The 10,329-nt window shown below is 59.4% G+C and carries 13 protein-coding genes; 6 read left to right on the plus strand and 7 right to left on the minus strand.

The window, feature by feature from the left end:
* The first annotated feature begins 547 nt into the window (after positions 1–547).
* Positions 548–1,213 (plus strand): hypothetical protein, encoded by a 666-nt coding sequence (locus tag RMO15_RS23770; RefSeq protein WP_309718322.1) that lies wholly within the window; start codon positions 548–550, stop codon positions 1,211–1,213.
* Between the two features lie 6 nt (positions 1,214–1,219).
* On the opposite strand, the gene RMO15_RS23775 is transcribed toward RMO15_RS23770, so the two are convergent.
* The 5 genes from RMO15_RS23775 to rplU all read right to left on the minus strand — a co-directional run bounded on the left by RMO15_RS23775 (position 1,220) and on the right by rplU (position 5,009).
* Complete coding sequence (locus RMO15_RS23775) at positions 1,220–2,101, minus strand: hypothetical protein (protein ID WP_309718325.1); 882 nt, start codon at positions 2,099–2,101, stop codon at positions 1,220–1,222.
* A 1-nt stretch (position 2,102) separates the two neighbouring features.
* The gene (locus tag RMO15_RS23780) at positions 2,103–2,771 is read right to left on the minus strand and encodes a redox-sensing transcriptional repressor Rex (RefSeq protein ID WP_309718328.1); all 669 of its coding nucleotides are present in this window, start codon (positions 2,769–2,771) and stop codon (positions 2,103–2,105) included.
* A gap of 50 nt (positions 2,772–2,821) precedes the next feature.
* Entirely contained in the window at positions 2,822–4,174 is a 1,353-nt protein-coding gene (gene obgE, locus RMO15_RS23785; RefSeq protein ID WP_309718331.1) for a GTPase ObgE, read from the minus strand.
* 206 nt (positions 4,175–4,380) lie between these two features.
* Positions 4,381–4,671: a 50S ribosomal protein L27 gene (gene rpmA / locus RMO15_RS23790; RefSeq protein WP_309718334.1), complete on the minus strand. Its 291-nt coding sequence runs from the start codon at positions 4,669–4,671 to the stop codon at positions 4,381–4,383.
* Between the two features lie 29 nt (positions 4,672–4,700).
* Positions 4,701–5,009, minus strand: a complete 309-nt coding sequence (gene rplU / locus RMO15_RS23795; RefSeq protein ID WP_309718337.1) for a 50S ribosomal protein L21 — start codon at positions 5,007–5,009, stop codon at positions 4,701–4,703.
* 93 nt (positions 5,010–5,102) lie between these two features.
* On the opposite strand from rplU, the gene RMO15_RS23800 reads away from it, so the two are divergent.
* The 5 genes from RMO15_RS23800 (at position 5,103) to RMO15_RS23820 (ending at position 9,165) form a co-directional block, all read left to right on the plus strand.
* Positions 5,103–5,492: a Rid family hydrolase gene (locus tag RMO15_RS23800; protein WP_309718340.1), complete on the plus strand. Its 390-nt coding sequence runs from the start codon at positions 5,103–5,105 to the stop codon at positions 5,490–5,492.
* Between the two features lie 17 nt (positions 5,493–5,509).
* Complete coding sequence (locus RMO15_RS23805) at positions 5,510–6,229, plus strand: TrmH family RNA methyltransferase (RefSeq protein WP_309718344.1); 720 nt, start codon at positions 5,510–5,512, stop codon at positions 6,227–6,229.
* Positions 6,230–6,376: 147 nt separating this feature from the next.
* Positions 6,377–8,350, plus strand: a complete 1,974-nt coding sequence (locus RMO15_RS23810; RefSeq protein ID WP_309718347.1) for an OPT/YSL family transporter — start codon at positions 6,377–6,379, stop codon at positions 8,348–8,350.
* Positions 8,351–8,374: 24 nt separating this feature from the next.
* Positions 8,375–8,740 (plus strand): hypothetical protein, encoded by a 366-nt coding sequence (locus RMO15_RS23815; RefSeq protein WP_309718351.1) that lies wholly within the window; start codon positions 8,375–8,377, stop codon positions 8,738–8,740.
* Positions 8,737–9,165 carry an HNH endonuclease signature motif containing protein gene (locus RMO15_RS23820; protein WP_309718354.1) on the plus strand — a complete coding sequence of 143 codons (429 nt, stop codon included), beginning with the start codon at positions 8,737–8,739 and terminating at the stop codon, positions 9,163–9,165. Before RMO15_RS23815 ends, RMO15_RS23820 begins: the two co-directional genes overlap by 4 nt.
* Here RMO15_RS23820 and RMO15_RS23825 read toward each other — a convergent pair.
* Positions 9,147–9,941, minus strand: a complete 795-nt coding sequence (locus RMO15_RS23825; RefSeq protein ID WP_309718357.1) for a glycoside hydrolase family 16 protein — start codon at positions 9,939–9,941, stop codon at positions 9,147–9,149. The genes RMO15_RS23820 and RMO15_RS23825 overlap by 19 nt on opposite strands.
* Positions 9,938–10,329: hypothetical protein (locus tag RMO15_RS23830; RefSeq protein ID WP_309718360.1), on the minus strand; the 392-nt coding region annotated here is incomplete at its 5' end. The genes RMO15_RS23830 and RMO15_RS23825, both read right to left, overlap by 4 nt.

Consider the following 10,329-nt stretch of genomic DNA (forward strand, 5'->3'; position numbering starts at 1 on the left):
CTGAATTTCAATAACACGGGCGACAACTTGTTCGACAAGGCTGCTGGTACGGTGACGTTCTTCAATTCGGTCTATCACGGCCTGCGCAACCACATCCACAAAATCATCGCGATCTTCGATAGCCATCTATGCTCCCAAGCACACCAAGAGACAGAGTGCAATACCAGAACCCCAACACCAAGCACTACGAACGGAACACTAACAGCACACGGTCTCGGTATGCCTTGCTTTTTTGGGATATTCCTCTCTTCCTACCTACTCTCGCGGGGAGAGGCGGCGGGGAGAGGAAGTTGCGGTTAGTTTACCGGAATAAGTGCGTGAATGTCAAGCGCTTAAGAAGTTTAGAAAAATATTTTTTCGCTAAACCTTGCTATTTTATTGACAAAACCGACACACTTCTGTACAGTAATAAAAATCTTTACGCAGACACAGACACAGGCGTGTCGGGTAGTAAAAATATTTTTTTGCCACTCTGCACAGCCGTGTCTACCTCTGCAAAAAAATTTTCTACACAGGGCGCACGGGCGCACTAAAGGAAAAATCTATAATGCAAGCCTTACGCACTCTCTTTAGCAATCCTTTTAACATTCGGACGATACGTGACGCGCGAATTGCCGAGTTTGCACGCGATCATATCGAGCGACTGCGCCGCGCCAACCAGAGTGGAGCCTACCAAAGCCTCTTAACCGAGACGGAAAGTGCCTATTTTGCCTGTTTTGGCACCATGACCGCCGAAGACCAAGCCACTGCCGAGCGGGAGGGACTGACCCAGACGACCCGTGATGCCCTCGTTGCTTTCAAAGCCGCCGTGCCCGATCTGGAGGCATCTGTCCGTGTCGCGTTTGGCAAGAGCAGCCCCACGCACGAGAGCTTTTTCCCCCACGGCCTCACCGAGTACCACAAGGCGACTCTCACCACCGTTCCCGTGCTGATGGAGCGTCTCGTCAGCCTCATCACCACACACGAAGCCAAGCTGGGGGCTTCGGTCTTGGCACGCTTCACCCAGCTTCGTACCGATTTTTCTGGGGCACGCAAGGCCCAGCAGGCAAAGAAAGGCGCTGTCAGCCAGCTCAAGGCCGCGTCTAAAGAGACACGCTCCGCTCTGGAGCTACGCCTCTGGAAAAATGCCTTACTTCTCGCTGCCGAGCATGTCGGACAGCCCGATCAGCTGGGGGCATTCTTCGATCCCACCCGCCTCAAGCCCACACGCTAAAGAGAGCTAGCGGGCGAGATCGACGCGCTGGCCGTCGGAGAAGAAAAAGATATCGCCACGCTCTTGATCGGTGCGTAGGATCGTGGCTCCGGTGGCGGTGAGGCGCTCCAGGGTCGAGGGGGCGGGCAAGTGCTTCTCTTTATCGTCGCTACTGATCACCACAAAGCGCGGCTGAACCTGGCGCAGTAGCTCGGGCGACGATGCACCGGCGTTGCCAAACCGAGCGACCCGCAAGACATCGGCGGAGAGCTCGTGGCCCATCGAGAGCAGTGCCTGCTCCCCCGGCTCCTCCAGCCCCCCTTCCCAGAGAAAGCTCGTCTTCCCCCAGGTCAAGCGCAGCACCACGGCGTTGTTGGCAGCGGCGGGAGTACGGGCGATCAGGCGCTCACGGGGATAGAGAATCTTCACATGCCCCTCTGTCCCTAAGTTAAAGGCCACTCCAGCGCGTGCAAGCTGCACCAGAACCCGCTGTTTTCGCAAGAGCGTGAGGGTCTCCTCCTGGCTCTTATTCACTCTCCCCCACCCAAGATCTAGCACCGACTTCACCGGAAACTGCTTGATCAGCTCAGTCGCGCCCCCGATTGCCTCGTTGTAGGGATAGGGCAGCACCAGCAGGTCAATTTGTTGCGCCCCCGCCGCCCTCAGCGACTCCACCACGTGCGCACCAGAACCAGGTGGCCCCGCACCAATGACCATAAACTGGCCCTCGGGAGTCTTGATCCACGATGCCTCGCCCTGCCCGACCTTGAGATAGGCTACCACGAGCGAGCGGGAGGGGAGTGTGGGGAGAGTGACCTTCGGGCGGGGTCGAAAAACATAGCCTAGCCCCAGTGCCGCGCCCCCTAAGAGTGCCAGAAAAATGCCCCTCAGCCAGTGCCGACGGGACACCCTACTGCCCCTGCTTCTCGGTCTCCGTCAGGTGGTAGGAGAGCACAGCCAGCTCCTGCAAGAACGAGACATGGCGTACCACAACCCCCGCAGGCACTTTCAAGGGAGTCGGGGCGAAGTTCAGCAGCGCACGCACCCCGCTCTGGATCGCACTATCCGCTGCGGCTTGCGCGGCACTGGCGGGCACAGCTAAGATTGCAATCCGGGCTTGGAGCGCCGCATTGATCTCGCCCAAGCGCGAGAACTCGATAATGTCCATCCCTAAGACGCGCTTGCCGATCTTCTCGGGATCCGTGTCAAAGAGCGCGACAATATGAAACTTGTGCTCCTCCAGCCCCGGATACGAGGCCAGGGCGCTTCCCAAGTTTCCCGCCCCCACCAGCAGGATCGGCTGGAGCTTGTGAAGCTGCAAGATCCGCGCGATCCGGTTTTCCAGCTCCGCGACTTGGTAGCCCACGCCCGGCTTGCCAAACTCCCCAAAGTAGGAGAGGTCTTTCCGGAACTGCGCCGCACTTACCCCCGCGTGCTCCTCGATCTGCGCCGACGAGATCGTCCGCACACCACTGGCCCCTAGATCCACCAGACACCTCAGGTAGATGGTCAGGCGCTCTAGGGTTGGCGTGGGGACTTTGGGAAGGGCAGCAGTATCCTCAGTAGGAGTTTGTACCATTGTTCACAATTATACCGTGTCGTTTTAGGAGTGCTGGAGCTTCAAGCACATCAGACAAGAACCTCCATGTCCTCATCGTCGTTCTCGCCATCGGCCTCATCACGCCCCCACGCGTCTTCGTCCACGTAGTCAAACTCCGCGTTGCGGATACGAACCGAGTCCCCTTCGGCTGCGCCAAACGCCTTGAGCTTGGTAAAGACACCCCAGCGCTCTAGCTGGCGCTGCAGGCGACGGACGGCGTACTCGTTGCCCATGTCCGTCATGGAGACAATGCGCTCCAGTGCTTTTCCTGAGACCACCAGCACACCTTCGTCATCGCGCACAATCGTAAACCGACGAGGATCGTCATCATCGCGTGCATTGTTGGTAATGTGCACCACCCCGCTGAGCTTAAGCGCGTCCTTAGGAATCTCCTGGAGCTTGGTCCAGACATGGAGGATCAGATCACGCACGCCCTCACTCGTCACACCGGAGATCGGAAAGACTTCCAGCCCACGCGCCTCAAAGAACTGACGGAGAGGCACGAGCCCACTTCGGTCGGACAGCAGGTCAATGCGTGAGAAAGCGACGACTTGCGGAAGCTTTGCTAGGTCTTCTGAGAACGCCTCCAGCTCACGGTTGATGATGCCAAAGTCCTCCAAGGGGTCGCGCCCAGTGAGATCGGAGACATCTAGCAGGTGCACCAGAAGCCGTGTGCGCTCCAAGTGCCGCAGGAACTGGATTCCCAGCCCCGCGCCCTCGCTGGCATTCTCGATCAGCCCCGGCACATCGGCGATCACAAAGTTATGGTGATCATCGGCACGCACCACGCCTAAGTTTGGCACGAGTGTGGTAAACGGATAGTCCGCGATCTTGGGTCGTGCTGCACTCACTGCCGCCAGAAGCGTGGACTTCCCGACATTGGGAAAGCCCAGAAGCCCCACATCGGCCAGGAGCTTCAGCTCCAGTTTGATCCGTCGCTCCTCACCGGGCTCGCCTTTTTCCGCGAACTTGGGGGTCTGGTGGACGCTATTGACAAAGTGGACATTGCCGCGCCCGCCGCGCCCGCCCGCGATCAGAACCTCACTCTGGGGGGTCTGTGCCAGGTCGGCGAGGAGCTCGCCGGTGTCGGCATCATGTACTTGTGTTCCGGGCGGCACCTTGAGGACAATGTTCTCCCCATGCTTGCCGTACTGTCGCTTGCCCATGCCATGGCCGCCGTTTTCTGCGCGGTATTTCTTGCCCGGACGGAAATCCAAAAGTGTAGACAGATTCGGATCGGTCTCAAAGACCACCGAACCGCCTCGGCCACCGTCGCCACCATCGGGGCCACCACGGGGGACGTGTTTTTCCGTGCGGAAGCTCAGGGCCCCATTGCCCCCACTGCCAGCGACCAACCAAATTTCAACTTCATCTATAAACATGGAATAGTTCCCCTCCCCCGCCTTGTCCCTCGGCACCCCCTCCCAATAATAGGAGAGGGTGTGGTGGGGGAATCAGCCCACCCACCTCTACCTCCCCCTCTCTCCCGTTATCGGGAGGGAGGGGGCCGGGGGGAGGGAGGGCATCCAAAGCAAAGGCCCGGCTGCAGAGCAGACCGGGCCAGAATCTGTAGTTGTGTCAGAAAAGCTTACGCGCTTACGGGAGCGATTTCTTCCACATCGACGGCAACCATGGGATACACCGAGATACGTCGGGTGTGCTTGTGGCCTTCGAACTTCACAATACCATTGATCTTAGCGAAGAGCGTGTAGTCGCTTCCCTGACCAACATTCTTACCCGGATCGAACTCGCTGCCACGCTGACGGATCAGGATGGAACCGGCGGTAACGAACTGACCGGCGTACTCCTTGACACCCAGGCGCTGGGCATTAGAGTCACGACCGTTGCGGGACGAACCCACACCTTTTTTATGTGCCATTTTCTTATTCCTTCTCTACGGATCAGAGCCTATGCGGCAATGGAGTCAATGCGCAGACGGGTCTCGAATTGACGATGCCCGTAGTGGCGCTGGTGGTTCTTCACCTTGATGTAGGTGATCCCATTGATCTTCTTGCCCTTGCCCTGGCCGACGATTGTTGCGGTCACTTTCGCGCCGGGAACCGTAGGAGAGCCAAACACAGGAGTATCTCCACCAACGAAAAGAACATCGTCAATGGTCACGACATCGCCCTCAGCTCCTTCGAGCTTCTCTACGACGACGGTATCTTTTTCTGCGACGCGGTACTGTTTGCCGCCGGTACGAATTACTGCATACATAATTTTTTTGCCAACCTCTGTCAAGACAACCCTCGGAGTTTACCATAGCTGCCGGGCTTGCGCAAATCAAATTTTATCTGTAGGGTAACAATCATGAATGAAACAGAGATCATGGCCAAGAGCGGCCCCGACCCCGTCGCCGCCTACCCCCACGCCCGCCGCGTGGGCAACTTTCTCTTTATCAGCGGTCTAGGCCCCCACAAGCGCGGCGAGAAAGACCTCCCCGCGACTTTTGCCGACGAAGTCCACGGCGTTTTTCATAATCTGAAAGTCATCCTAGAAGCCGCCGGACTGGGGCTAGAAAACGTCGTCGATGTGACGGGCTTTCTCACGGATTTGGAAACCGACTTCGCCACCTACAACGCCATCTACGCCGAGTATCTGGGCCAAATCCGCCCCGCCCGCACCACGATCCAAGTCTCGGAGCTCCCACGGGGGATTCATGTGGAGATCAAGGTACTGGCTGTTTGCCCTGCTGGTTAGAGCGGCGGTGAAAAAATATGAATAACTTCCACATCATTCTCATCGAGCCGAAGGAGAGCCTCAATATTGGCTCGGTGGCGCGGGCGATGCAAAACCTGGGCTTTTCGCACCTGCACCTGGTTGCGCCGCGTGGCTATGATCGGGAGCGGGCCTGTGTCACAGCGCGGTATGCGTCGGTGCTCTTGGACACGATGACGGTTCATGAGAGCTTTCCCGCGGCGCTGGACGGCATGCAAGAAGTGGTCGGGCTGGCGCTACGTAAGGGCGAGAACCCGGCGCACTATGTCAGCCTGCCGCAGTGGTCGAAGAAGTTAACGGAGCGAGCGAGTCGCACGACGGCGCTGGTCTTTGGCCCCGAGGACGACGACTTGCGCCACGAGCATCTTAATCTCTGCCGCTGGGTCGTGCGGATTCCCACCACCACGGCCTATCCGAGCTTCAATCTCGCGCAGTCGGTCTTGCTCACGCTCTACGAGATCACGCGTAGCCTGCCGGAAAATCTTGCGCTTGCCACGCCTCTGGCCGATGCACCGACGGAGAACGAGCTAGTGCAGTTTGATCGCCATATTGACGGTGTGATGGCGGCGAGCGGCTTCGTGCGCCCGGGGACGCCCGCACCAGTTCCCGCGCTCGTCAAGTCCCTCCTGCGCCGCTGCGATCCCACGCGCCATGAGCTGAGCGTGCTACTGGCGCTCTTTAGCCGGGTTCATTCGAGCTTGAAGCGTCCCGCCGATTAGAACGGCGGGACTGGAGAGCTAAAGCTACAAAGGCCGTTCCGCCCATAAATCCGAGTGCTCCCCATGGCCGGAACGGCCTTTGCAGCGGAGGAACGATGCTCTCCAGTCCCGCCCCTCCAACGGGCGGGATCACGGTAAAATACCTCCATGAAAACCACGCGGGCTCTGGGTCTGACGGTACGCTCGGTATTGCTGGGGCTGGGGCTGACGGTGCTGACCAACCTCTGGATTCACTACGCCGAGCTGGTTATGAGCGGCGTGCAGGGGCATTCGGCGATTGCGGCCACGGCCACGCCTGTCGGGGCGGTGACGCTGATCTTTGGAGTGGCGGGCGTGAATCTCCTGCTCAAGCGTTTTCTCCCTCAGACCATGCTCACCGCGGCGGAGATTCTGATCGTCTACGTGATGGTGACGACCTCCACCGTGCTCAGCTCGTCGGGCCAGCTCCACTTTCTGGTGCCGACTATCGTCGCCTCGTTCCACTACGCCACCGATGCCAACGCCTGGGCGTCCACGTTCCATCGCTTCGTCCCGCACTGGCTGGCGCAGACCAACCCGGAAGCGCTCGATGGCTTCTACAAGGGCAAGACCACGCCCCCGTGGGGGTTATGGGGACCTCAATTATTTGTCTGGATTGGGTTTATCCTGACCCTCACCTTCGCGACGTTCTGTTTGGTCTCGCTCATGCGCCGCCAGTGGGTGGACCGCGAAAAACTCAGCTTCCCGACGGTGGCCCTACCCCTTGCGATTGTCGAGGCGGGCACGGATGATGGGAAAGGCTCGCTCTTTCGCAACAGACTCTTCTGGGCCGGGCTGCTGATTCCCTTCACCCTCACACTCATCAACACACTCGCTCTCAACGATCCGAAGTTCCCGCTGATCTCGCTACGCGCCGATACGGACCTGGCGCAGATGCCCTCGATTGTCTCCAGCCCACCCTGGAACGCGATGGGACGCACACCACTCTCGTTCTATCCGTTTGTGATCGGGGTGGCCTATTTCATTCCCGTGGAAGTGACGTTCTCTGGCTGGTTCTTCTTCTTGCTCACCCGCATCGAAAACGTGGTCGGGGCAGCACTAAATATAGACGCCGGGATGACGGGCACCCAGCGGGCGACGTTTCCCTTTATCGGCCAGCAAGGCGCGGGCGCATTTCTGGCCCTCGCGCTCGTCCCGCTCTGGCTTGCCCGAAGCTATGTCAAAGAAGTCGTGTCCATGGCGTTCGGTGGCCCCAAAGGCGAGCTCGACGATAGCGACGAAGCCCTGAGCTACCGTGCCGCCGCGATTGGCTTGCTGGTCTCTGTGGCCCTGATGATCACGTTCTGTGTCGTCGCCGGAATGCAGCCGCTCATCGCCGCACTCCTCGTCATCCTCGCACTCTGCTACATGGTCGCCGCCACGCGTATCCGCGCCGAGACGGGCAATGCCTGGCTCTTTGGCCCTGAGGTGGATGTCAACCACATGCTCACCCGCACCCTAGGAACCGGCCTGCTCACCCCCGCCGACCTGACCGTGCTGGCCTTCATGCGCCCCGTGCTTGGCAACTTCGACATGCGCTGCCTGCCCATGCCCCACCAGCTCGAAGCGCTTAAGATGGCCGATAGCGTCGGTGCCAGCCGCCGCAAGACCTTTGTCGCGATCGCCATCGCCACCGTGATCGGCCTGATCTCGTCGTTCGTGATCGCCCTGATGCTCTGGCACAGCTACGGCGCGGAAGCAAAAACCGATGCCTGGCGCACCAGCATGGGCCGCCAGCCCTTCGATAACTTAGTGGCCCTGATGCGCAACCCCGCCGCTCCGGATCTGCGCGGCCTCGTCGCCATCGGCTTTGGCTTTGCCTTCACCGCCGGGATGATGTTCCTGCGTGCCCGCTTCCTCTGGTGGCCGCTCCACCCGGTCGGCTACGCCATGGCCAACACCAACACCATGACCAGCACCTGGCTCCCGTTTCTCATCGCCTGGGGCCTCAAGATTCTCGTCCTGCGCTACGGTGGCGCCGACACCTACAAAAAATTCGCCCCCTTCTTCCTCGGCCTGATCGCCGGAGACCTGCTCGGCGGCGGGCTCACCACAGCGTGGGGAGCACTCTCGGGAATCAATGTCTACCCCATTAACTGGTAGAATACCTTCACAAGGAGAGACAAAATGCCGGTTCTAACCCCAGAAACAGAAGCCCGCCTCATCTCGGTCGCGACAACCATTGGTAAGACCCCGGATGAAGTCGTGCAGGCACTCTTGCGCGATCTCCCGATTGCCGCACTGAGTGAGTCTGAGCTGCTCCAGCGCATTCAAGAAGCGGTTCCCCTCTCTCTTCGACAGGAACGAGAAGCGCTGATTACAGCTCAAAAAGCACGTGCGTGGAGCGGAGCGGAACGTCAGCGCTTCCTAGAGCTCACCAATCAGATTGAAACCTGCGAGGCAGAGCGCATACTCCTTCTCTCCGCCCTCGCTCGCCAGCGTGGCCTCTCCCTCACGGAGATTGTGCGCCAGCTTGAGCTGACGCCTGCATGAGACGGCAGCGCCCTACCCAGCGGCAGCGTCTTGCGGTCTTGATTCGTGCAGGCCACCGCTGCGAGTACTGTCGCCATCCCCTTGCCTTCTCGTCCGACCCCTTTGAGATAGAGCACATAATCCCCGTGGAGCAAGGAGGCACCACCACACTGGATAATCTTGCGCTCTCGTGCCGGGGCTGTAACCACCTGAAGCACACACTCACCGATGCCCTAGATCCGGCAACAGGAGTAACCGCGCCACTCTTTCATCCTCGACGTCAGCTTTGGAGCACTCACTTCCAATGGAGCTTCGATGCAACGCAAGTTCTCGCTCTCACCGCGACAGGCCGTGTGACTCTGGAGGCGCTTCAGCTCAACCGAGAAGGGCTACGGAACTTGAGACGTGCTCTCATTCTCGACGGTTCTCATCCCCCCGATGACTGAGCGGGCCTCTTCTGCCAGACCCGAACGTAGTCCACGACAAAGGCATCGGGGTAGAGGGTGCGGGTCATGTCGGCGGGGTTGCTGGGGTACTCCATGCTCAGGATCAGATACTCCTTGATCTTGGAGATGCCCTGGGTCACCTCGTAGAACTTCAGGCCATCCACATAGAAGACGTACTTCTCAGGAGTCCACTCCAGCCCAAAGGTGTGAAAGCCCGTCCCGACTCCCTTGAGGTAGCTCTGCATCCCGCGCGTGGTCTTCTGGTTGGGGCCATAGGCCCAGTGGACATTGTGGGAGATAATATCGGTGCCCAGCTTGCGGAAGCACTCCATGATGTCGATCTCCGCCCCAAAGAGAGCTGGGTCCTCTCCCTTGGCGATCTCCGTGGACTGAATCCAAAACGCCGCCCACACGCCCGGCGACTTCTGCACCTGCGCACGGCACTCGTAGTAGCCGTAGCGAGCAGAGAAGAGGTCTTGTGTCCCCACCGCGCTCCCGAGTAGCTGCTCACCCTTCTTCTTCGCCCAGAGCCACAGGTAGCCGTCCTTGACCTCCACTGCCTCCTCGGAGACATACGCCAGCGCCCGTGGCCCAACGCCCCGCACCTTCCACTTGGTTGGGTCGAGCTTGTTTCCCTCAAACTCATCCTCCCAGACCATCGCGTAGCCCGCCTTCTCTGGCAAAAACGGCACGGTCGAGACCGGCCCCTGCGCCGGGCGCTGTGCAAAGCTGGCCGATGCAAGCAACACCGGCGCAATCGCTCCTAAAACTCTCATACAATCCCTCCATTTCCCCGTGCCGCCGCCCGTACCCAGCGGTGCCCATCGCACTGTAGCTGCTTCTTCATCAGCTTAATCGTTGGGTTTAAAGCCAAGGCGAATCGCCGCTCCCAGTGGGGATGCTGTGCCCATTTTTGGAGAGGATTTTGCATATGTATAATGGCAAGCACTGTCGCTAGGCTCGTCCCACGCTGCCCTGCAATCTTCTCTAAAACTCTCTGACGCTCCCCCTGAGGCAAGAGTGGCTGCTGCTGGATGGGGTACAGCAGTCGTCGGTTGATGGCATCGGGGAGCGCTCCCGCGCGCATCACCCAGACAAGCGAGCTATCACGCCAGAGTCTGGTGGAAAAATCAGTGAGCAACTCTTCTTCCCAGCCCTCACCAG

This window comes from Armatimonas sp. (assembly GCF_031410135.1).
Lineage (GTDB): Bacteria > Armatimonadota > Armatimonadia > Armatimonadales > Armatimonadaceae > Armatimonas.

What these genes read in the sequence shown, in the direction of transcription:
- rpmA (WP_309718334.1), bottom strand. Translation starts at nt 4,671, where the DNA reads ATGGCACATAAAAAAGGTGTGGGTTCGTCCCGCAACGGTCGTGACTCT.
- rplU (WP_309718337.1), bottom strand. Translation starts at nt 5,009, where the DNA reads ATGTATGCAGTAATTCGTACCGGCGGCAAACAGTACCGCGTCGCAGAA.
- RMO15_RS23825 (WP_309718357.1), bottom strand. Translation starts at nt 9,941, where the DNA reads ATGAGAGTTTTAGGAGCGATTGCGCCGGTGTTGCTTGCATCGGCCAGC.
- RMO15_RS23770 (WP_309718322.1), top strand. Translation starts at nt 548, where the DNA reads ATGCAAGCCTTACGCACTCTCTTTAGCAATCCTTTTAACATTCGGACG.
- obgE (WP_309718331.1), bottom strand. Translation starts at nt 4,174, where the DNA reads ATGTTTATAGATGAAGTTGAAATTTGGTTGGTCGCTGGCAGTGGGGGC.
- RMO15_RS23800 (WP_309718340.1), top strand. Translation starts at nt 5,103, where the DNA reads ATGAATGAAACAGAGATCATGGCCAAGAGCGGCCCCGACCCCGTCGCC.
- RMO15_RS23805 (WP_309718344.1), top strand. Translation starts at nt 5,510, where the DNA reads ATGAATAACTTCCACATCATTCTCATCGAGCCGAAGGAGAGCCTCAAT.
- RMO15_RS23780 (WP_309718328.1), bottom strand. Translation starts at nt 2,771, where the DNA reads ATGGTACAAACTCCTACTGAGGATACTGCTGCCCTTCCCAAAGTCCCC.
- RMO15_RS23820 (WP_309718354.1), top strand. Translation starts at nt 8,737, where the DNA reads ATGAGACGGCAGCGCCCTACCCAGCGGCAGCGTCTTGCGGTCTTGATT.
- RMO15_RS23810 (WP_309718347.1), top strand. Translation starts at nt 6,377, where the DNA reads ATGAAAACCACGCGGGCTCTGGGTCTGACGGTACGCTCGGTATTGCTG.
- RMO15_RS23815 (WP_309718351.1), top strand. Translation starts at nt 8,375, where the DNA reads ATGCCGGTTCTAACCCCAGAAACAGAAGCCCGCCTCATCTCGGTCGCG.